The sequence below is a fragment of the Streptomyces sp. NPDC089919 genome, assembly GCF_040684615.1.
Classification (GTDB): domain Bacteria; phylum Actinomycetota; class Actinomycetes; order Streptomycetales; family Streptomycetaceae; genus Streptomyces.
In genome coordinates, this window is the sequence record NZ_JBFBGK010000020.1 from 1 (window position 1) to 20,973 (window position 20,973).

Genomic DNA, 20,973 nt, shown 5'->3' on the forward strand with positions numbered 1-20,973 from the left:
GGTGCCGTTCGCGCAGCAGGACCAGGGGGCGCGCGTCCGGGAGTGCCGCAAGAGGCTCGAGCCACATGTCGAGCTGGTAGGCGGAGTCGCGTGAGCCGCTGAAGTACAGGACGACACTGGGGCGGTAGCGGCCGATCCAGGCGCTGACCTTGTGCAGGGAGTGTTCTGCCCGGGTCCCGCGGCGGGTCCGGCGCAGGGTGACGGCGAGGAGCACGAGGGCGACGGCCATGGCGCCGCCCGAGGCCGCCATGGCGAGGGCGACCCATGCGAAGCGCCGGGTCGCGACGGTCCCGGCCAGTCCGAGCCAGATGACGGCCTCGTGGTGGAGCAGACGCTGCCCGGGCCAGCCGGTGAGCCACCGGGAAGGGGTGCGCGAGACCTTGAGGCGGGCGAGGTCGATGTTGCGGGTGGCGAAGGGCAGCCGCCGCCGGCGTCGTACCGCCGCGGTCAGGGCCGTGAACAGGGCGATGCCGGTGGCGAGCGACAGCGCCCCCAGGACCGCGGCCCGGCACTGGTCCGCAGAGGCGTACGGCACGGCGATCAGCAGGGGGACCAGCAGGGCGAGCCGGGCGGTCACCCGGACCGTGACCCCGGCCCGCCGCTGCCCCAGCAACCGCATCAGGGCCGGGTCGGTGCGGTGCAGGTAGAGATCGGTGGCGTACGAGAGGAACGCCGCGGCCGTGAACGGCACTGCCGCGCCGGTCAGTGCACCGGCGGTCATGAGGCCGAAGCCGGCGGCGAGGGCGGCGGCGGCCGCCATCCCGCGCAGCCGGCGCACCTTGAAGCGCCGCTTCCACCGCAGGGCGCGCCGGCCGCGGGCGCTGGTGACGGTCACGGGATCCGTCCCGCTGCGCGGTCCGCGTGGGGTGGGGAGGTCTGCACTCGGGACTCGTTTCGTCGGAGGGGGCGCGGGTGCGGACGATCACCCTGACAGCGCGGGAGCCCGGCCGCCCCCGGCTGAACGATGACCCCGCACCGACAGAAGAAGACGATCTTGGTGGCGGTCGCTGCAGAGGTCGGCGGGTGTCGGGATGCGCCGCCGATGCCGGTAATGTCCGGGGTGATTCAGGTGATTCAGGTGATTCGGGCTACTTCCGGCGAGGAGTTGGGGCGACGGTGTCGATTCGTGTGGTGATCGTGGACGACCAGGAGCTCATCCGGTCCGGTCTGCGTGCGGTGCTGGAGGCGGCCGGCGGCATCACCGTCGTCGCCGAAGCGCACGACGGCGCGGAAGCCGTCAGCGAGGCCCGCAAGCACATGCCCGACGTGGTCCTGATGGACCTCCACATGCCGCGTGTCGACGGGGTCGACGCCACCGTGCAACTGCTGCGGGTCCCCGAGCCCCCGAGAGTGCTGGTGCTGACCACGTTCGACACCGACGACCACGTGATGCGCGCCCTCGCCGCCGGGGCATCCGGCTTCGTGCTCAAGGACGTCCCGGCCGAGGAGATCACCGCGGCGGTCCGCACCGTCGCCTCCGGAGGCACCGCGCTCTCCGCCCCGATCATGGCCAAGCTGCTGGGCAAGGCGCGGCACACCGGCCCGCAGTTCTACCACCCGGGTGTCCGGGAGAAGCTGGACGCCCTCAGCGCCAGCGAACGCAACGTCCTCAGTCTCGTGGGCGAGGGGCTGACCAACCAGCAGATCGCCGCCCAGCTCCACCTCTCCGTCACCAGCGTGAAGACCTATGTGTCGCGGGTGCTGGCCCGGTTCGACCTGGACAACCGCACGCAGGCGGCGCTGCTCTCCTACGAGGTGGGGCTCGTCCGGTGGTCCGGGCCGGGCAGCGGCGTGCAGTCCGACGGGGCGTGACCGGCCGGGCCCGGGGCGGGGGCCGGTGACGGGCGGCCCTCTTGGCGGCGGTTGCGCCGCTCCGCCTGCTCCGCCAGCCGCCGCACGGCCGCCCCGAACCGGTCCTGGGGGTCTCCGCCCGCCGTGCCGAAGAGGTGTGTGCGCAGCCGCCGACGGGCTCCGGCCAGCCGGTCGGCGCCCGGGTCACGGACGGCGGCGACAAGCTCCTCCAGGCCCCGGCCGTCGGGCAGTACGGAGTATCCGGCCGAGGCCGTGACGTGTCGCGCGCGCAAGGTGTCGGCAGGTGCCGCGTCGGCTGCGGTGACGTCGGCGAACGTGGTGGCGTCGACGCCGGCCGTGACGTCCACGACCGCGTACGGTTTGCCGCTCGCCAGGAAGTCCGGGACCACGCTGGAGATGTCGGACACCAGCGCGTGCGCCTCGTTGAAGCACGCGTACAGGTCGGGCGCGTCCGGGCCGGTCACCACCCGGTGGGCGGAGCGCCGGTCGGGTTCCGCGGTGTCCGGGTCCGAGGCCGCCAGCAGGGCCGCCACCCTGCGGTGCGCCTCCGCCGCCCGCTTCGACCGCGTCCCGGTCAGCGGATGCGGTCGGTAGAGGACCCGCACCGGCGGCTCCATCGCCAGCAGGCGGCGCACCACGGCCTCCCCGGCGACCACGAGGGGGATGCCGCCGGGCCCGTCGGCCCAGCCCTCCCAGGTGGGGGCGTACAGGACGGTGGTGAGGGCGTCGGGCCCGCCCGGCGCGTCGCAGCGGACACCGGCGAGTTGGGGACGGCCGATCTCCACGACACGGTGGTCCTCGACGCCGACGTCCGCGCTGCGGTAGCGCTCGCGCCCGGCCGGCCCGGCCACCCACACCTCGTCGTAGACCTTGGCGTACGGGTTGGAGCTGGCGGCCTTGTCGCTGTCGCCGTGCCCGACGAAGGCGTGCTTGAGCGTCGGGACCCGCAACAGGTGGATGTTCCTGCCCACGTTGGACACGTACAGCCCGACGCGCACGGACGACAGGTCCAGGGCCATCACGTCCACCGCGGCGGGCACGCACAGCACCGGCAGCGAGGTCGGGGCCAGTCGCTCGAGGACCGCCCGCTCGCGCAGCAGGACCACGGCCGGCTCGTCCAGTCGTTCGACCGCGCGCAGCCACATGTCCACCTGGTACCCGGACCGCTTCGAACCGGAGAAGTACAGCACCACGGTCGGCGCCCGTGCGGCGAGCCACCGGTTCGTGTCCTCCATGGCCGTCGTGCGACAGGCGGGCGAGCTGCGGGCGACCCGCCGTGCCGTCCTCGCCAGGCACAACGCCGCCTCGAGCGCGCTCAGGGCGATACCGGCGTACGCGGGCAGGGCCGTGCCGGTCGAGGCGGCCAGTGTGAGTCCGGCCAGGGCCGGGAGGCCGGCGCGGTCGATCCGGCGGCAGGCCCCGCCGAGGTCCGCTCCCGGATCCGGGACCCGGTCCTCCCCGTCGCGCACCACGACCGGCGTCCTGGCCCGCTCCCGCAGGACCCGGGCCATGACCTCGTGGGCCGACTGCGCGGCGGGCAGCGCGGCGGACAAGGTGGCCGCGGACACCACCACCGAGGTGGGGCAGCCCGCCCTGACCGCCAGCAGGACGGCCAGCAGATGCCGCAGCAGGGCCCGGACGCCCAGGCCCAGGCGCGCCTTGCGCAGCACCGCCAGCTGCCGCCCGCGGACCTGTTCGAGGAACCGTTCGGCGAGGCACACCAGGACCAGGGCGCAGCCGAATCCGACCGGTCGCGCCGCGAGGGCTGCCGCCAGCAGGGCGGGAGGACCGGCGAGCAGAGTGACGGCCGCGGCGCGTTGGGCCAGGGACCCGCCGCGCAGGAAGGAGGTGAGGAGCGAGGTGATCATCATGGTTTCCGTGGACGGGCACAGGGGCGACGGTCCGGCCGGACGGGCACCGCAACGCCGTGCGGTCGGGCCGGAACCACCGGCCACGCTAGGCAGGCCGCCATCCGGAGCGCCCCGGCAAAAGGGGACCAAAACACACAAAGGTTGACGGCTGCGGCCCGGTGGACCGCGCGGGCCGGCGGCCCGCCACCCGGCCACCCGACCACCATCCTTCGACGCGCCCCGATCAACCTCCGAGGAGGCGCGCCGCAGCGCGCGGGCCCAAGGATCGAGGGGTCGAACAGGACGCCACCCGGAGGGAGAGAAGCACGTGAGCATCCTGAGGAGAGTCACTCCCGGCCGGTACGCCGCGCGCCGTCGGAGGCTGGTGATCGCCGCCGACTCCGTCGCGGCCGGCCGCCGCGCGGGCAACGAGGTGCTGTCCGGGTGGGGCCAGCACCTGGGTGAACTCGTGGGCGAGGGAGTCGAGGTGGTCAACACCGCCAGCGACAGCTGCACCACGCACTGGTACTTCCGCAACCGGCTGCCCGCCGTCCTGGAGGCCTCGGCCCCGGGTGACATCTTCCTGATCGGATTCGGGGTCTGCGAACAGGCCATGGCACGGCCCGACCTCTACCGCACGCCGCGGGAGTTCCGCGCCTACCTGAACCTGTACGTCGACGTACTGCGCGACCGGGACCTCACACCCGTGCTCGCCACCCAGGTCGCACGGCACCTGTTCGACCCCGACGGTGCCGTCCGGCAGCCGGTCGGCGGCTACTCGGAACACACCAGGCGGGTCGCGGCGGACCGCGGCGTCGCCCTGCTCGACCTGGAAGTCCTGACCACCGGCCTGCTGGCGGGCTGCGGGCCGGAGCGGGCCCGCGGCTACTACCGCTGGTTCGACGCCGGGTACTGCGAGGACCACCCCGACGGCATCATCGACACCCTGCACCTCAACCGGCAGGGAGCGCGTGCCGTGGCCCGGCTCGCCGTGGACGGCCTGTACGAGCTCGGACTGGTCTCCCGCGCCGCCGACGTCAGCCAGCGCCCGTTCCCGGAGCCCATGGCGCGGCCGCTAGCGGCGCCGGAGGGCCGGCCGTCGCGCGACCCGGTCCCGCCGGTCCGCCTGCCGCCGCCGGTGGTGCTGACCCCTCGTGGCGGCGGGTCGGGCCACCCCACCCAGCGGTTCACCGGGACGGCCGAGCCCGGGACCGGTCACGTCCTCCTGACCCAGGGCGACGCCTTCCTGGGCGTCGCCGGCGTGGGCGCCACGGGCAGATGGCAATGGCGCCGGACCGTGACCTGGGAAGAAGGCCACCACGAAGTCAGCGTCGTGGCCGTGTCACCACGAGGCCGCTCGGCGCCCGCCCCGTTGCGGTTCGAGGTGGTCGCGCGCGTCCCCGCCCCCGAGGTCAGTGCTCCCCAGGCCGGCTCGCTCAACGGACCGGGTCCCGTCTTCAAGGGCACCGTTGCGCCCGGCGTCCGGTCCGTGGCCGTGCAGGGCGCCGGGCGGTGGCTGGGACAGGCGGAACTCACGGACGGCTCCTGGCGCTTCCGGCTGCCGCACGACTGGCAACCGGGCCGGCACACGATCACGTTCACCGCGGTGGCGGACGGCGGAACCTCCCGCCCCGCCCACCTGCCGTTCGAGGTCCTCGCCGTCCCCCCGGGCAACTGGCTCCACCGGCAAGGGGACTGGCAGGGCTGCGCCACCGACCGCCCCTGCCTGCACATCGGACGTCACAAACCCGCCGGAGCGAGCAACATCCTCGACTGACCGCCTCCGGACTTCCCCGTCATCCCCTCGCGGCCCGAGAGCGGCACGAGCACGACACCACACGACAAGCGAAGAGCCCCTTGAAGATCGTCTTCCTGATCCACAACCGCTACGCCATCGGCGGCGTCATCAAGAGCACCGTGAACCTGGCGGCCGCCCTGGACGAACGCCACCAGGTGGAGGTGGTCTCCCTGCTGCGGGACCGTCAGTACCCCGCGTTCCCACTGCCCGACGCGGTGACCTCCGTCGACCTCGTGGACCTGCGTCCCACGTCCCCGACGTCCGACGCCGAGAACCCCCTGCTGCACGCTCCCGTCCAGGTATTCCCCACGAACGACGGGATGCGGGCCAAGGACAACAGCCGCCTGGTCGAGGTCCGGCTCGCCCGGTACCTGGCGGCCACCGACGCCGACATGGTCATCTCGTGCCACCCCGGCATCGCGGTCTGCCTGGGCCGGATGGAGGGCTCCTTCCTCAAGGTCGCCCAGATCCACCAGAACAGCGCCTCCCTCGGCGCCGGCCAGCGCGCCGCGCTCCTGGACGCCGCCGCCGGTCTCGACGCGGTGGTGTCGGTGAGCTCCGAGGACGCGGCCAACCTCGGCCGGCTCTTCGAGGGCTCGGGGGCGCACGTCACCTCCATCCCCAACTGCGTCCCCCCGCTGCCCGGTCCGCCGTCCGACGGGAGGGGCCGGACCGTCGTCGCGGCGGGCCGGCTCGACAAGGGCAAGCGGTACGACGTCCTGATCCGCGCCTTCGCCCCGCTCGCGGCCCTGCACCCGCGGTGGCGGCTGCGGATCTACGGCCGCGGCCCCGAGCGGGCCGCCCTGAACGCCCTCGTCGGCGAGCTCGACCTGCACGACCGGGTGCTGCTGATGGGCGCCTCGGACCACATGGACAGCGAATGGGCCAAAGCCGACATCGCCGTGTCGGCGTCGGCATCCGAATGCCTTCCCATGAACATCATCGAGGCCATGTCCGCGGGTCTGCCCGTGGTGAGCACGGACTGCGACTTCGGCCCGCGGGAGATCATCACCCACGGCGAGGACGGATTCCTGGTGCCCGTCGACGACCCGGACGCCCTCACCGCGGCCCTGCGGGCCCTCGTCGAGGACCCCGTCAGCCGCCGCCACATGGGCGCCGCAGCCCGCCTGAACGCGTTCACCTACTCCCCGCACGCCGCCGCGGAGGAGTACGAAGCCCTCGGCGCGACCCTGGCCGGCCGCAGGGCCCTGCCCGGCACGGCCGACTGGGACGTAGGCGAGAACGGCGACGTGGCCGTCCACGTCACGTCGGAGACTACGGAGAGCCTGTGGCTCGTGGGCCGCAACGCCTCGGACGGCAGCGAGGCGCACTTCGCGCTGGTCCCGGGCGTGCGCCGGTCGTCCCCCCAGTGGCGCACGGCCCTCCTCAAGCACCAGGCATCCGTACTCCCGGAGGGACGCTGGGACCTCTACACGGCCTCGGGCGAGCAGCCCTCATCCGTACGGCGGCGCCTGACCGGCGGCCGGTACGACAACCGCCACCTGGTCCGGATCGACGGCCCGGAGGGGACCCGGGAGGCCTTCCACGCCCTGGTGCCGGTGGTGGACGCGGCGGGCCGGCTCGCCGTACGCAGCTGGGTACGACCGGTCCACGCGGAAGCCGACCGCATCGTGCGGTACGGGGAGGACGGGTTCACCGTGCTCGGCAGGCTGTGGGGCGACGAACTCTCCCCGCGAGGAGAAGTCCTCCTGCGGGGCCGCCGGCACCGGGAACTCGACTGCACGCTGCCGGTCGAGGCGATCCCCGGCGGCGGCTTCCACTTCACCGTCCCCGTCCAGCAGTTGGCCCGTCGCCGCATGACCGAGCACGACGTCTGGGACCTCCACCTGGTCACGGCTCCCGACGCGGCACCCGTGCGCATCGGCCGCTTCCTCGGCGACTACCCGGACAAGAAGACCGTCCACGACTACGCGCCCGTGGTCCTCAAGCGCAGCAGGCGGGGACCGGTCCGGATCCGGCCGTTCTTCACGGTGGACAGCGAACTCTCCATGAACGCCGTCACTCTCGCGTGACCGGCTCGGCCGCGGCGGGTGATCCGGCCCCGGCGGGCAGGGGCAGCCGGGCGTGCAGGACGAATCCGCCCTGACCGGTGGGGCCGGCGGTCAGCCTGCCGCCCGCTGCCTCCACTCGCGTGCGCAGGCCCACCAGGCCGATGCCGCAGCTCTCCCACCGGGGGCGCTCACCACGGGGCGGTCCGTTCTCGACGATCAGGTCGACGTGAGCGGGGCGGTGCTCGAGGCGGAGCCGGACCGGCGCGCCGGGAGCGTGCTTGATCGCGTTGGTGATGGCCTCGCGCCCGACACGGTAGAGAGCGGACTGCACCGACGCGGGCAGCAGCCCGCCGGTACCCGTGACCGAGTGCTCGACGTCCAGGCCCATGGAGCGCATGGTGCGCACCAGCGTGCGCAGGAAACCGTCGTAGCCCCGCCCGGCCAGGTGAGTGGGCGGGACCGGATCGTCCACGTCGATGTCGCGGCGCAGGACGTCGAGGACGTCCCGGAGCTCCCGCATGGCGGCCCGGCCGGATTCCTCCACCGCGGCGGCGGCCCGGCGCACGTCCTCGGGGCGGTCGGCACGGGCGCGGATCGCCGCCGCCTGGAGGGTGACCACCGCCATGTGGTGGCCGACACCGTCGTGCATGTCGAAGGCAAGCTTCGTCCGCTCCTCGACGACCGCGTAGGCGACGGCCCGGTCGATGGTGGCCCGGGCCCGGCGGAACTGGTCGCGCACGTCCTCGATCAGGGCCGCCTGCCGGCGCAGGCGGTCGCCCAGCAGGCCGGGGGCGATCACGCACGCGGCCACGTGCTGGAGGAGCGCCATGTTCCAGGGGTCCGCCTCGACCAGCGGGTTGGTCACCACGTAACCGGCGGCGCCGCCGCACAGCCACCACCAGCGACGGCCCCCGCCGTACCGGGTCACCGCCCAGGCGCCGAACACCATGGGCATGGCGTTGTCCGTCGAGAGGGTGGCCAGCACGCTCCCGGTGAGGCTGAGTTCCGGCATCCTCCGGTGCCCGAGCAGCGGCAGCGAGCAGAGGACCGCGACGAGCAGGGCGCTGGGCAGCGAGGGCGCGAGCCCGTCCGGGTGCGAGACGAGGACGCCGATCAGCGCGGCCGTGGTGCCGAGCGCGGTGACGAGCACCCCGCGCAGGCACGGCGCCGCGCGCCACCGGCCGGCGAAGGCCGCGCGGAGGCGGCCCGTCGTGGAGCGGCAGGGCTGGGGGCGAATCGGCAACGCGCGACCTTCCGGAGAGCTGGCGGTCTCTCCAGGTTTCCGGCACGCGTGGGCCGCGTGGTCGTCCGAAGGTCGATCGTTGGGCCGAAGGGTGACGGGTGGCGGGCCGAAGGACGACGGCATGCTCCGACCGGTGGAGGGCGAGGCGCCGGGGGACGCGGTGGGGCGCCGGCCGGGGCGGGGCCGCTGTGCAACGGAACCCGTTCGGCACACCCGGTCGTACCGGGAGCGGGGGCCCGGTACCGCATCCTGAGCCGGATGACGAAGCGAGCGGGCCGGCGGACCGGCCGGACGGCCGAGCCGCGCGAGGGCGCGGTGGACACGACGGCCCGTCCCGGCCGGCTGCGGCGCGCCCTGGCGGGCAACGCCGAGCCGGTGGTGGGCTGTGCCCTCTTCCTGATCTGGGGTGTGCTCTGCACCCTCGTGCCGCCCGAGTTCGACACCGGGCTCGTGGACGACCACGCCGTCGTCGTCGTGCTCGGCTGGCTGACCTCGGCCACCCTGCTCCTCTACCGGCGCCACCCCCTGGTGCCCGCCGCCGCGGCGACGGCCTTCCTGCTCGTCGCCGACGGACGGCCGCCGCTGGTGGCCGCCGCGGCGGCCGTCACCGCCTTCGGAGGCCGGGCCCGGTGGGCCTGGGTGGCCGGCATGGCCCTGTGCTACGTCCTGATCCGGGGGGTGGCACTGCCCACCTGGTGCGCCGACCGCAACCTCGCCAACGTCCTGCTGGTCACGCTCCTCCTGCCGGCGCTGTTCGGCGAGGCCGTGCGGCGGTACCGGGCCGTGACCGCACTCCTGCAAGCCCGTGTGGACCGGGCCCGGGACGAGGTCGAGCAGGCCGCGGACCTCGCCGTCATCGAGGAACGCACCCGCTTCGCCCAGCACACCCACGACGTCCTCGGCCACAAGATGACCGTCCTCGTCCTCCACGCCGCCGCCCTGCGCCAGCGGGCCGGGGACGAAGAACTCGCCGAGCGGGCCCGGTTGCTCGAGGAGTCCGCCCGTGACGCCATGACCGAGGTGCGTGCCGTGCTGGAAACCCTCACCGAACCCACGGCACACGCCCGGACCTTCGACCTCGACCGCTTCCTGCGGAGCCTGTGCCACAACATGGCCGTCACCGGCATGACGCTGCACTACTGGGCAGACGGCCGGCCCGGCGACGTCCCGGCCGACGACGCCCTGCTCCTGCAGCGAGCGGCCCGCGAAGGGCTCACCAACGCCGCCAAGCACGCCCCCGGCGCCCGGACCGACATACGGCTTCGGACCTCCGACGGATCGCTCCGCCTCGAAGTCGAGAACGGCCCGCGGCACGGCGCCCGCGTCGTGCGGGACACCGGCGGCCTCGGCCTGACGGGCCTGCGCCGCGACTTCGCCGCCGCGGGCGGCCTCCTGGAAGCGGGCCCGGCACCGTCCGGCGGCTTCCTCCTGACCGCCTCCCTGCCGCACCGCGATCGCCCGACCCCGCCCGCCTCGAACGCCCCGGCCTGACCGAGGCACCGCCACCTCTGCCGATAGGCGGAGGCGGGCATCGGTCATCGGGTAGTGGCGGGGGCGGGAGATTGGCTACTTCTGGCCGAGGCGGGAGGGTGGGGGGTCTGCATAGCGTGGGGTCATGATCGATTCGCTCGCCGTACAGACGTCCGCCACCTCCCGGCGCAGGCCGCCGCGCAGGGCAGCGGCGGCGCTGTTCGCAGCCGCCGCCGCGGCCCTCGCGCTCGGCGGTTGCGCCCGTCTGACCGGGGTCGAGGCGCCGGCGACGGCGCGGCTGGCCGACGGCGCCGGGAAGGCCGGGCCGGTCACGCCGGTGGACTGCCGCACCGCCCGGTGCGTGGCGCTGACCTTCGACGGCGGGCCGAGCGAGCCCACCCCGCGACTGCTGGACCTGCTGGAGCGGGAGAAGGTGCACGCGACGTTCTTCCTCCAGGGCAAGGGCCACACCGACACCTACCCCGACACGGTCCGCCGGATGGCCGCCGAGGGCCACGAGATAGCCAACCACACCTGGTCGCACGCGAAGCTGACGGACCTCAGCGCGGCGGAGATACGCGAGGAGATACGCCCCGTCCAGGAGGACGTCAAGAGGCTCACCGGCCGCACCCCGAACCTGATGCGCCCGCCGCAGGGCGCCACCGACGACAAGGTCTCCAAGACCCTGCGTGAACTGGGGCTGGCCCAGGTGCTGTGGAGCGTGACGGCCAAGGACTACCAGACCACCGACACCGCGCTGATCACCAAGCGGATCCTCGACGGCACGAAGCGGGACGGCATCGTGCTGCTCCACGAGCGGTACGCGGGGACCATCCCGGCCGTGCCCGAGATCATCAAGGTGCTGCGGGAGCGGGGCTTCACCTTCGTGACCGTCTCACAGCTGCTGGCCCCGGCCGGTCCGAAGCCGGGCGCGGTCTACCGGCCGTGAGCGCCGGCGCCCTCAAGGCGTCATGTCGTACGTCACCCACATCGTCCGGCTCGCGACCTGGTCGTACTTGCCCCGCGCCCGGTGGTTGTCGTCCGCGGTGATCCAGCGGACCACGCTCCAGCCGCGCTCGGCCGCCAGCTCCTTGAGCGCGCCGAGGAGCAGGTCCACCGCGCCGGTACCGCGCCGCTCCGGGGCGACGAAGAGGTCGTCCAGCCAGCAGCCCACGGACGCGGACAGCGGCCGGGCGAACGGCCGGTAGTGGGCCAGCCCGACCAGCGTCCCCTCGGCGTCCTCGACGACCAGGGCCTTCACCTCGTGGTCCGGGTCGTTGATCCACGACCACACCAGCGCGGCCGCCTCCTCGCTCTGCGCGGTGCGGTAGAAGTCCGCGTACCCCTGGTACAGGGCCCGCCACTGCGGGAAGTCCGCGGGACGGGCGGCGCGTACGGTCAGCTCGGTCATGGGGGACTCCTGGCGGTGACGGGTCGGAACGGAGTCGATCATGCCGGGTGCCGTCCGGTGCGCGCACGGCGCCCCGGTGTCGAAACGCCGGCCCCGGGGCCGCCACCGTGGACAGGTGACAACCGCCGGGGCCGGTCGCCGGGCCGTCAGCCCTGGCAGACGCCGCGCTCGTAGTCGTACGTCGCGGTCGCCTTGGAGTACTGCCACTGCGGCGCGAGCAGGTCGGAGCCGAGCTGGGCGGCGGCCCGGGGGCTCTCGACCACGTACCCGAAGTCCTGCAGCCACGACGGGTACAGGTTCTTCGAACCGATGTAGAAGGCGGCGTCGTCCACCGAGACCAGCTTGTGGTGCTGGGCGTACGGGTGGCCGTCGGCCCACTGCGGCGCTGCGGAGCTGCGGAAGGTCGCCAGCTGGAGGTTGCTGCACATGGCGGTGCGGGCGCTGCCCTGGTCGCCGGTGCGCAGCGCCAGGCGGGCCCGCAGGGTGTCGCTGATCTCGGCGAGGGACTTGATCTGCGAGTAGCCGCCGCTGCCGACCGCGCCGCGGTTGGCCGGGTCGCTCACCACGATGCGCACCTTGACGCCCTCGGCCAGCTTCGCCGCGAGGGTGTCGTACAGGCGGATGTCGTAGCGGGGCAGCGGCGGGCAGGTGGCGTTGAGGTCCTGCTGCGAGATCTCCACGTGCCGCGAGGCGCTGGCGACCAGGGCGCGCAGGGCGCTCTCCTCGGGGTTGACCGTGTCGTAGTCGCGGTCGGCGTTGGTGTTGTCGTGCAGCCCGACCACGCACTTGGTGTCGGAGGCGGTGGGCAGCACCGGCGAGAAGCGGGAGGCCGGGTCGGAGTCCTGGATGCCCACGCCGAGGCCGCCGACGGCGATCACCGGGACGTCCTCGCCGGGCGCACCGTCCTGGGCGGCGGCCTTGGTGTCGCCCTTGTCCGCCAGGGTCGGCAGGCAGCCGGCGCCGTTGGAGGAGGCGAACCACACGCTGGCGATGTTGTTCTTGTTCTGGCAGGTCCAGGCCCAGAGGCTGTCCAGGTAGCGGGTCGCGGAGCCGGCCGCCGGGCCGGTCAGCGCCAGGTCGACGTCCGCCACCGGGTGCGCGGTGTCGAGGTAGTCGTCCTTCCAGTCGTTGATCCCGCCGGTGACGACCGAACGGCCGTCCACCACCAGGAGCTTGGAGTGGTTCCAGGAGAAGGCCGTCTTGGACGTGGTCATCGAGGCGACGTTCAGCGTGACGCTCGCGGCGGCCGGGCCCAGCTTGGCGACCAGCTCGTCACGGTACTTCGAGGGCACCACGTTGAGGTGGTAGACCGGGGCGGCGCCGACCAGGACGCGCACCACCGGCTTGTTGCCGGCCGCGACCGAGGCCTTCAGACCGGCCACGATGGCGTCCTGGAACGCGCCGTTGGGGAAGGGCGCGAGCGTGGATATGTCGACGGTGCGGGTGGCCTTGGAGACGTTCTCCGTCATCTTGGCCAGCAGCCGCCGGGTGCCCGGGCGGTCCGTGCAGGCCGGGTCGCCCCAGCAACCGGGCGTCTGGAGCAGCCAGTCGGCGCCGTCCGGGACGGAGGAGTCGAGCCGGTTGCCGGCGGTGCGCTCCCAGATCCGGCCCTCCAGCCCCGGCGAGACCGCACGCAGCGCCTGCTCGACGGCGTCGAGGTGCGGGGCGGGCGCCGCATCGGCGGCGTGGGCGGCGGGGGCCGGCAGCGCGAGCGCGGCGGCGAGGGTGAGCGCGGGGACCGAGGCCCGGGTGAAGCGGGTGGTGGAACGGCGGAGCCGGTGGGCGACCAAGGGGACTTCCTTGCATGAGGGGGGTGGCGAGATCGCGCACGCAGCGCGACCGTGAAGATCAACTCGCAGGAAGTTACCAGCCCGTAAGGGTGCTCTGTCACCTTTCGGCCATGTGCTGGTGACGGTCCGTCGGGCCGCTCGTCACCTGGATGTCACCGAGGGTCATGGGGCCGTGGGAGCGGTTCGGCTCAAGGGCTGGATTGAAGCAATGAATCGGTGCTTCAATCCTTCCATGCCCTACCGCCGTCCCCCCGCCGTCCAAGCCCGCCTGGACGCCCGCCGCGAGACCGTCCTGGAGGCGGCCGTCGGGCTGCTCTCGCGGGAGGGTTACGCCGGCTGTTCCGTGGCCGCGATCGCCGCCGCGGCCGGGATCTCCACCGGGAGCGTGTACCAGTCCTTCGCCGGGAAGTCCGAGCTGGCGGCGGCCGTGTTCCGGACGCTGGTGGCGCGGGAGGTCGAGGCCGTCACCGGGGCCGCGGCCGGGCCGGGCGGCGCGGCGGCGCGGACCGCCGCGGCGGTCGAGACCTTCGCCGTGCGGGCCCTGCAGGCCCCCCGGCGGGCCTTCGCCCTGCTCGCCGAGCCCGTCGACCCCGCCGTCGACACCGAGCGACTGGTCTTCCGGCGCGCCTTCCGCGACGTCTTCGCCGGACTGATCGCCGACGGCGTGGCGGCCGGTGAACTCCCGCCCCAGGCACCCGAACTGACCGCGGCCGCCCTGGTCGGCGCCGTCGCCGAAGCCCTCGTCGGGCCGCTGGCCGACGGCGACGCCGCACCGGCGGACGTGGTACCCGCACTGATCACCTTCACCCAGCGCGCCCTCGGAGGACACGTTGTCGCAGACGCATGAGGTCACCAACCAGGTACCGCCGCACATCGGGCACGACGTCGCCGCCGACCCGGCCCTCCTCGACGGGCTGGAGCGCGAGGGCGCCGGCTGGGCCGCCGCCGAACTCCACGAGCTCGGCACCCTCGCCGGATCCGAACGCGCCGCGGACTGGGGCCGGGTGGCCAACGAGAACGGCCCCGTCCTGCACACCCACGACCGCTACGGCCACCGCATCGACGAGGTGGAGTTCCACCCTTACTGGCACGAGCTCATGGACGTCGCCGTCGGGCACGGGCTGCACGCCGCGCCCTGGCAGGAGGCCCGGCCCGGTGCCCACGTCGCCCGCGCCGCCAAGTTCTACGTGTGGGGCCAGGTCGAGGCCGGCCACTCCTGCCCGGTCTCCATGACCTACGCCGCCGTACCCGCCCTGCGGACCACGCCGGAGCTCGCCGAGCGGTTCGAGCCGCTGCTGGCCTCGCGCACGTACGACTTCGGGCTGCGCGCGCCGGAGGGCAAGCGCGGCCTGATCGCGGGCATGTCGATGACCGAGAAGCAGGGCGGCTCGGACGTCCGCGCCAACACCACCACCGCCGTCCCGGCCGGTGACGGCACCTACCGGCTCACCGGCCACAAGTGGTTCACCTCCGCGCCCATGTCGGACGTCTTCCTCACCCTGGCCCAGGCGCCCGGCGGCCTCTCCTGCTTCCTGCTGCCCCGGGTCCTGCCCGACGGCACCCGCAACTCCCTGCGCCTGATGCGCCTGAAGGACAAGCTCGGCAACCGCTCCAACGCCTCCGCCGAGCTGGAGTACGAGCAGGCGCACGGCTGGCTGGTCGGCCCCGAGGGCCGGGGCGTGGCCACCATCATCGAGATGGTCAACATGACCCGCCTCGACTGCGTGCTCGGCGGTGCCTCCGGCATGCGGCTCGGCCTGGTCAGGGCGGTCCACCACACCACCCACCGCCGGGCCTTCGGCAAGGCGCTCGCCGACCAGCCGCTGATGCGCAACGTCCTCGCCGACCTGGCCCTCGAGTCCGAGGCGGCCACCGCCGTCGCGATGCGGCTGGCCGGCGCCACCGACCGGGCGGTGGCCGGCGACGCGGGGGAGGCCCTGTTCCGGCGCCTGGGCCTGGCCGTCACCAAGTACTGGGTCTGCAAGCGGGCCCCGATGCACGCCGCGGAAGCCCTCGAATGCTTCGGCGGCAACGGCTACATCGAGGACTCCGGCATGCCCCGCCTCTACCGCGAGGCCCCGCTCTCCTCCATCTGGGAGGGCTCGGGGAACGTCGCCGCCCTCGACACCCTCCGCGCCATGGGCCGGGCCCCGGAGGCCGTCGAGGCCTTCTTCGCCGAGGTGGAGCGCGCCGTCGGCGCCGACCGGCACCTGGACGCCGCCGTCGCGGGCCTGCGCAAGGAGCTCGCCGACCCCGCGGAGGCGGAGTTCCGGGCCCGTCGCATCACCGAGACGATGGCCTTGGTCCTGGGCGCCTCGCTGCTCCAGCGGTACGCCCCGGCGGCGGTGGCGGACGCCTTCTGCGCCACCCGGCTCGGCGGGGACCACGGCGGCGCCTTCGGCACCCTGCCCGCCGGAACGGACACCACCGCCCTCATCGACCGCGCGCGGACCGAGCCGGTCTGACGGCGGACTTGCGGCCGCCGGGCCGGTGCGAACCGGCCTGGTGGGTCGCTGTCTTGTGCACCCCTGCCTTCTGCACGGCGTGCTTGTGGCCGCCCGGCTTGTGAGTGCCGGGCTTGTGCGTGCCCGGCTGGTGCGCGCCCGTCTTCCGGGGGCCCGTCTTCGGTCCGTGGCCGCCCTTGGGGTGGCCCGTCGTCCCGGGGCGACCGGTCGTCTTCGGGCGGCCGGCCGGCTTCGGGTGGGTGGTCGGCCTCGGGTGGGTGGCCGGTGCCGGGCCGCCGGTGGTCTTCTGGGGGCCGGGGGCGTCCCGCGGGACCACGGTGACCGGGGTGTCCAGGGTGTACGGGAAGGTGCCCTCGGGCAGGCAGTTGGCCGCCGGGTCTGGGGCCAGGCCGTCGCAGTGCTCCGCGCTCATGGTCAGCAGCACGGTCGTGGTGTGCGGCCCGGCCGCCAGCGGGTCCAGCGGCGGCGAGACCAGCGACGCGTACGGGAGGCCGTCCGGGCCGGTGGAAGCGGTCCGCAGCACCTCCCGGCCGACGGTCCGCGATCGCTCCTGCCGGGTGCCGAGGTCCGTGACGTAGGTGGCGCTCACGAACTTGGCGGCGAAGTCGTCCATCGGGGCCGCCAGGTCCGGGGCGTAGCCCGCCGGGTAGCGGTACGCGGCGCCGGCCGGGGCCGTGGTCCAGCTCGGCAGGGCCCGCACCCAGCGCTCCCCGGCCACCGCCTCCGCGCAGCCCGGCGGGCCGACGATGCGTTCGGTGACCCCGTAGAGGGCGTTGAGGTCGGTGCCGTCCGGGGAGACGCAGTGCCGGGCCTGCCGTGGGGCGGCCGCGGCCGGACCGGTACCGGCCGCGAGGGCGGTGGCGGCCACGGCGACGGAGAGGGCGGCCGCCAGACGGCGCCGGACCGCACCCGCCCGGGCGGTACGCGGGGTGCGGTGCGGAGCGGGGGCCTGCGGAGCGGGCATCGGGGCACCTTTCGACCGCCGGGGGCTGGACCTGACGACCATGCCCCCGGCCGGTGCGGCGCCCCCGCGCGGACACGCCGCCGGGCCGTGCGGACCGCGTCTTCGGCCCAATGATCGGAAGGGATGATCAGCGGACTGGATCGGGTCCCGTCGGCGGGAGGGGAGAGCCAAGGTCCCCGGCCCGTCGCCGAAGGTCCCGCCGGATCGGGGACCTTCACCCCGGCCTCCGGACCGGAGTGCGGAGTTAGGTTTACCTAACCAGTCGCTTCCGACCGAACTCCCCGAAGAAGGTGCGCCGGTGCCCTCCCTCCTCGACCGCCGACCCGGAACCACCGTCCGGCTCACCGGCATCGCCCCCGGCCGGCCCGCCGAGGGCCGCCGCAGACTCCTCGAGTTCGGTTTCGTACCGGGGGCCGAGGTCACCGTCATCGCCCGGGGCGCCACCGGCGGTCTCCTCGTCGGGGTCGGAGAGGCCCGGATCGCCCTGGACTCCCGGACGGCGGCCCGGCTCCGGTGCACGCGGTGAGCGCCTGCCACACCGCCCCCGCCCCGCGCGGCCCGGGGGCCCCGGTCGCCCCGGGGCCGCTGGTCGCCCTGGTGGGCCACCCGAACGTCGGCAAGTCCACCCTCTTCAACGCTCTGACCGGGGCCCACCAGCGGGTCGGGAACTGGCCGGGCAAGACCGTCGAGGCGGCCACCGGGCCCTGGCCGGCCGCCGGTCCGGACGCGCCCGCCCTGCTGCTGGCCGATCTCCCGGGCTCCTACAGCCTGTTGGCCGACTCGCCGGACGAGGAACTGGTCCGGGACGTGCTCACCGGGCGGGCCGGTGCGCCGCCCGCCGTGGTCGTCCACGCCCTCGACGCCGCCAACCCGGCCCGCGGCCTGGCCCTCCTCTCCCAGGTGCTCGACACCGGCCTGCCCGTGGTCGTCGCCCTGACCATGGCCGACGCCGCGGCCCGCCGTGGCACCCGCCCCGACCCGGCCGCGTACGAGGCGGCCCTGGGGCTGCCGGTGGTGGCCGTCGCCGGCCGCTCCGGTCGCGGCCTGGACCGGCTCGCCGCGGCCGTCACGGCCGCGCTGGCGGCGGGCGGGCCCGGGGGCCGCCCGGCCCGCCCCGGGTCCGTCCCCGCCGCGCCCCCGCCCGCCGCCGACGGGCCCGCGACCGGCGGCCGTCCGGAGGCTGGCGCGGTACCCCGTACGTCCGTCGGCGCACCGCCCGAGGCGCCCTGGTACGCCGGATCGGCCGTGGCGGGCGAACTCGACGCGCTGGTACGGGAATGCCGGGCGGCGGCGCCCGGCCTCCCGGCCCGCTGGCTGGCCGCGAGCCTGCTCTGCGGGGAGGCGGCGCCGCCCGGGCCGGTCGGCGAAGGGCTGGCCGCCTCGGCCGCCCGGGCCGCGGACCGCCTCGCGGACCCGGCGGCGGACGCCGACGCCGAACTCCTGGTCGCCGAGGCCCGCTACGCCTGGGCCCGCCGGGTGGCCGGCCGGGCCGCGCCGGCGCCCGGGCCGGACCGGTCCACCCGGACCGACCGGGTGGACCGGCTGCTGCTCTCCCGCCGCTTCGGGATCCCGTTCTTCCTCGCCGTGATGTGGGCCCTGTTCCAGGCCACCACCACCCTCGCCAAACCCCTCCAGGACGGCCTGGGCGCCCTGGTTGAGGGCCCGGTGAGCGACGGCGCCCACCGCTTCCTGGACGCCGTGCACGCCCCCGGCTGGCTCGGCGGCCTGCTGGTCGACGGCGTGATCGGCGGGGTGGGCCAACTCCTCACCTTCGTCCCGCTGATGGCCATCATGTTCGTCCTGCTGGCCCTGCTCGAGGACTCCGGCTACATCGCCCGGGCCGCCTTCCTGGCCGACCGGCTGATGCGCACCCTGCGGCTGCCCGGCCGCGCCTTCCTGCCGCTGGTCGTCGGATTCGGCTGCAACGTCCCCGCCTTCGCCGGCACCCGCATCCTGCGCGACCGCCGCCACCGGCTGCTGGTCGGCATGCTGATCCCGTACACCAGCTGCACCGCCCGGCTCGCCGTCTACATGATGATCGCGGGGGTGTTCTTCGGCTCCTCGGCCGGCACGGTGGTCTTCTTCCTCTACCTGCTCTCCGTCCTCCTCGTCGTCGGCATGGGACTGCTGCTGCGGCCGCTGCTCTTCCGGGACATGACCGACGAACCGCTGGTCCTGGAACTGCCGCCCTACCGGCTGCCCGCGCCCCGGGTGACCGCCACCCAGGTGCGGCTGCGGCTCGGTGCGTTCCTGCGCACCGCGGGCGGCATCATCGTGGCCACCGCGGCGGCGGTCTGGCTCCTGATGGCCGTCCCGATGGGCGCGGGCGCCGGGAGCTTCGGCCGGACCGACGCGGAACACAGCGTCTTCGGCACCCTCGCCCGGGCCGTCACCCCCGTCGCGGCACCCGCCGGCTTCGGCGACTGGCACGCCACGGCTGCCCTGGCCACCGGACTCGTCGCCAAGGAGGGCGTGGTCTCCACGCTGGCCCAGACGTACGCCACGGACGCCGACGGCACCGCCGCGGCGGACACCGGCGGCGGTCCGGACCTCGCCGACCGGCTGCGGGCCACCTTCGACGCCTCCTCGGGCGGGCACCCGCAGGCCGCCGCGCTGGCCTTCCTCGTCTTCGTCCTCGCCTACACGCCCTGCATGGCCACGGTCGCCGCGCAGCGGGCCGCGATCGGCACCCGGCTCACCCTGACCGGCCTCGGCATCCAGCTCGCCGCGGCCTGGGCGCTGGCCGTGGTGGTCTTCCAGACGGTGAAGGTGTTCTGGTGAGCGACCTGCTGCGGCGCGCCCTGGCCGCCTTCCGCGAGGCCGCTCCCGGCGAAGGCCTCGACGCGGTCGCCGGCCGGCTGGGCGTGGGCCGCGAGGAGGCCGCCGACCTGGCCGCGTACTGGGTCCGCAAGGGCCGGCTGCGCCGCACCGAGATCGGTACCCCGGACTGCGCGGGCTGCTTCTTCGCCGCCCGGTCCTGCACCGGCTGCCCCACCGCCCCGGCGGCCCCCGTCGTGGTCGCGTTCAGCCCGGTAGGCCGGGAGGCGGGCGGGGCGTCCGGCGCCGGGCCGGCGTAGCAGAACCCGCCCGCCGGGACCGGAGATCAGCCCCGGCCGTGCCCGGCGGTCAGCACTCCGGTGCCGTGCGGACCAGCTCCACCAGCCGGTCGCGGGCCGCCCGGCCCTCCGGGACCGGCAGCAGCGGGTAGTTGTGCGCCTGGCCCGGCGCCTCGTGGAAGTCGACCTCCACGCCGGCCGCCCGGGCCCGGGCCAGCAGCTCCCGCGCGTCGGTGCCCAGGACGTCCCGGGTGCCGGTGAAGACCGTCACCGGCGGCAGCCCGGCCAGCTCGCCGTACAGCGGGCTCACCCGCGGGTCGGCCGGTTCCAGCGTCCCGGCGTACAGCCGGCCCGCCTCCCGCAGGCCCGCCCGGGCCAGCATCGGGTCGTGCGGCTCGATCGCCGCCTGGTCCGGATGGGTCATCGACATGTCCAGCCACGGCGAGATCAGCACGATCCGCGAGGGGGACGCCCCGGTGCGGTCCCGCAGCCGCTGCGCGGCCGCCAGTGCCAGGCCCGCGCCCGCCGAGTCGCCGACCAGGACCGTGCCGCCCGGTCCGCCGCCCGCGATCAGCCCGCTGAGCAGGTCCGCGGCCACCGGGACCGTACGGTCGGCGGTGCCGCGCGGCGCCAGCGTGTAGGCGGGCACCACGCAGCGCGCCCCGGCCCCCGTCACCAGCGTCCGGATCAGCGACCAGTGCGGGCGCACCAGCTCGTGGATGAACCCGCCGCCGTGCAGGTACAGCACCCGCGCCGCCGGCTCGCCCACCCGGGGCGAGACGTCGTACACGGGCCAGGCGCCGACGATCGTCCGCGACAGCGCGGCCACCCGCGCCAGGCTCCGCGGCGGCAGGTGCGACGCGGGGCGCCGGCTGCCGGCCGCCACCTCCGCGTGCACGGCCGCCGCACTCGCCCAGCGCCTGCGGCGCCCCGACGCGATCAGCGCAGCGCTCAGTGCGCGGCTCCGCAGGCTCGGCACGCCCATCACTTCCCCCACCACCCCGGGCAATGTCACGTACCGGAGCATAGGCGTGAAGTTCTGCTGTCGACCCGTTTAAGAAATCCTCGATGGACTGAAACCTTCCTCATCGGCAGATTGGTG

At 74.8% G+C, this 20,973-nt stretch carries 16 protein-coding genes and 1 pseudogene; 10 read left to right on the top strand and 7 right to left on the bottom strand.

Going from position 1 to position 20,973, the window contains the following annotated elements:
* Positions 1–835 (bottom strand): annotated as a pseudogene (locus tag AB0O40_RS11435) (hypothetical protein); the annotation flags it as partial.
* A gap of 281 nt (positions 836–1,116) precedes the next feature.
* Between AB0O40_RS11435 and AB0O40_RS11440 the strand changes: the two are divergent.
* Positions 1,117–1,812 (top strand): response regulator transcription factor, encoded by a 696-nt coding sequence (locus AB0O40_RS11440; RefSeq protein WP_365038438.1) that lies wholly within the window; start codon positions 1,117–1,119, stop codon positions 1,810–1,812.
* On the opposite strand, the gene AB0O40_RS11445 is transcribed toward AB0O40_RS11440, so the two are convergent.
* Positions 1,749–3,680 carry a hypothetical protein gene (locus AB0O40_RS11445; protein WP_365038441.1) on the bottom strand — a complete coding sequence of 644 codons (1,932 nt, stop codon included), beginning with the start codon at positions 3,678–3,680 and terminating at the stop codon, positions 1,749–1,751. The genes AB0O40_RS11440 and AB0O40_RS11445 overlap by 64 nt on opposite strands.
* 310 nt (positions 3,681–3,990) lie before the next feature.
* Here AB0O40_RS11445 and AB0O40_RS11450 point away from each other — a divergent pair, with 310 nt between their 5' ends.
* Together AB0O40_RS11450 and AB0O40_RS11455 are read left to right on the top strand one after the other, a co-directional pair.
* Positions 3,991–5,439, top strand: a complete 1,449-nt coding sequence (locus tag AB0O40_RS11450; protein ID WP_365038444.1) for a GDSL-type esterase/lipase family protein — start codon at positions 3,991–3,993, stop codon at positions 5,437–5,439.
* Between the two features lie 80 nt (positions 5,440–5,519).
* Positions 5,520–7,493, top strand: coding sequence for a glycosyltransferase (locus tag AB0O40_RS11455; RefSeq protein WP_365038447.1), 1,974 nt, complete (start codon positions 5,520–5,522; stop codon positions 7,491–7,493).
* Here the strand turns inward: AB0O40_RS11455 and AB0O40_RS11460 are convergent.
* On the bottom strand, positions 7,480–8,715 hold the full coding sequence (locus AB0O40_RS11460; RefSeq protein WP_365038450.1) for a histidine kinase: 1,236 nt from the start codon (positions 8,713–8,715) through the stop codon (positions 7,480–7,482). The genes AB0O40_RS11455 and AB0O40_RS11460 overlap by 14 nt on opposite strands.
* A gap of 258 nt (positions 8,716–8,973) precedes the next feature.
* Between AB0O40_RS11460 and AB0O40_RS11465 the strand changes: the two genes are divergently transcribed.
* Both AB0O40_RS11465 and AB0O40_RS11470 read left to right on the top strand, forming a co-directional pair.
* Positions 8,974–10,206, top strand: a complete 1,233-nt coding sequence (locus AB0O40_RS11465) for a histidine kinase (RefSeq protein WP_365038453.1) — start codon at positions 8,974–8,976, stop codon at positions 10,204–10,206.
* Between the two features lie 124 nt (positions 10,207–10,330).
* Positions 10,331–11,134: a polysaccharide deacetylase family protein gene (locus AB0O40_RS11470; protein WP_365038456.1), complete on the top strand. Its 804-nt coding sequence runs from the start codon at positions 10,331–10,333 to the stop codon at positions 11,132–11,134.
* 12 nt (positions 11,135–11,146) lie between these two features.
* On the opposite strand, the gene AB0O40_RS11475 is transcribed toward AB0O40_RS11470, so the two are convergent.
* Complete coding sequence (locus tag AB0O40_RS11475) at positions 11,147–11,596, bottom strand: GNAT family N-acetyltransferase (protein ID WP_365038459.1); 450 nt, start codon at positions 11,594–11,596, stop codon at positions 11,147–11,149.
* A gap of 146 nt (positions 11,597–11,742) precedes the next feature.
* Positions 11,743–13,386, bottom strand: a complete 1,644-nt coding sequence (locus AB0O40_RS11480) for a phospholipase (protein WP_365038461.1) — start codon at positions 13,384–13,386, stop codon at positions 11,743–11,745.
* Between the two features lie 232 nt (positions 13,387–13,618).
* On the opposite strand from AB0O40_RS11480, the gene AB0O40_RS11485 reads away from it, so the two are divergent.
* Together AB0O40_RS11485 and AB0O40_RS11490 are read left to right on the top strand one after the other, a co-directional pair.
* Complete coding sequence (locus AB0O40_RS11485; RefSeq protein WP_365038464.1) at positions 13,619–14,233, top strand: TetR/AcrR family transcriptional regulator; 615 nt, start codon at positions 13,619–13,621, stop codon at positions 14,231–14,233.
* The gene (locus tag AB0O40_RS11490; protein ID WP_365038467.1) at positions 14,217–15,851 is read left to right on the top strand and encodes an acyl-CoA dehydrogenase family protein; all 1,635 of its coding nucleotides are present in this window, start codon (positions 14,217–14,219) and stop codon (positions 15,849–15,851) included. The genes AB0O40_RS11485 and AB0O40_RS11490 overlap by 17 nt, the downstream gene beginning before the upstream one ends.
* On the opposite strand, the gene AB0O40_RS11495 is transcribed toward AB0O40_RS11490, so the two are convergent.
* Positions 15,820–16,815 (bottom strand): hypothetical protein, encoded by a 996-nt coding sequence (locus AB0O40_RS11495; RefSeq protein WP_365038470.1) that lies wholly within the window; start codon positions 16,813–16,815, stop codon positions 15,820–15,822. The genes AB0O40_RS11490 and AB0O40_RS11495 overlap by 32 nt on opposite strands.
* Before the next feature lie 298 nt (positions 16,816–17,113).
* On the opposite strand from AB0O40_RS11495, the gene AB0O40_RS11500 reads away from it, so the two are divergent.
* From AB0O40_RS11500 to AB0O40_RS11510, 3 genes are read left to right on the top strand one after another with little or no spacing between them, the layout of a single operon-like run.
* Positions 17,114–17,341 carry a FeoA family protein gene (locus tag AB0O40_RS11500; RefSeq protein WP_365038473.1) on the top strand — a complete coding sequence of 76 codons (228 nt, stop codon included), beginning with the start codon at positions 17,114–17,116 and terminating at the stop codon, positions 17,339–17,341.
* Positions 17,338–19,596 carry a ferrous iron transport protein B gene (gene feoB, locus AB0O40_RS11505; protein ID WP_365038476.1) on the top strand — a complete coding sequence of 753 codons (2,259 nt, stop codon included), beginning with the start codon at positions 17,338–17,340 and terminating at the stop codon, positions 19,594–19,596. Before AB0O40_RS11500 ends, feoB begins: the two co-directional genes overlap by 4 nt.
* Positions 19,593–19,892: a FeoC-like transcriptional regulator gene (locus AB0O40_RS11510; protein ID WP_365038479.1), complete on the top strand. Its 300-nt coding sequence runs from the start codon at positions 19,593–19,595 to the stop codon at positions 19,890–19,892. Before feoB ends, AB0O40_RS11510 begins: the two co-directional genes overlap by 4 nt.
* Positions 19,893–19,941: 49 nt before the next feature.
* Here the strand turns inward: AB0O40_RS11510 and AB0O40_RS11515 are convergent, their stop codons facing one another.
* A complete protein-coding gene (locus AB0O40_RS11515; RefSeq protein WP_365038482.1) occupies positions 19,942–20,886 on the bottom strand; it encodes an alpha/beta hydrolase in 945 nt (314 codons plus the stop codon).
* Positions 20,887–20,973 lie beyond the last annotated feature (87 nt).

What these genes read in the sequence shown, in the direction of transcription:
- AB0O40_RS11495 (WP_365038470.1), bottom strand. Translation starts at nt 16,815, where the DNA reads ATGCCCGCTCCGCAGGCCCCCGCTCCGCACCGCACCCCGCGTACCGCC.
- AB0O40_RS11485 (WP_365038464.1), top strand. Translation starts at nt 13,619, where the DNA reads ATGCCCTACCGCCGTCCCCCCGCCGTCCAAGCCCGCCTGGACGCCCGC.
- AB0O40_RS11445 (WP_365038441.1), bottom strand. Translation starts at nt 3,680, where the DNA reads ATGATCACCTCGCTCCTCACCTCCTTCCTGCGCGGCGGGTCCCTGGCC.
- AB0O40_RS11475 (WP_365038459.1), bottom strand. Translation starts at nt 11,596, where the DNA reads ATGACCGAGCTGACCGTACGCGCCGCCCGTCCCGCGGACTTCCCGCAG.
- AB0O40_RS11465 (WP_365038453.1), top strand. Translation starts at nt 8,974, where the DNA reads ATGACGAAGCGAGCGGGCCGGCGGACCGGCCGGACGGCCGAGCCGCGC.
- AB0O40_RS11470 (WP_365038456.1), top strand. Translation starts at nt 10,331, where the DNA reads ATGATCGATTCGCTCGCCGTACAGACGTCCGCCACCTCCCGGCGCAGG.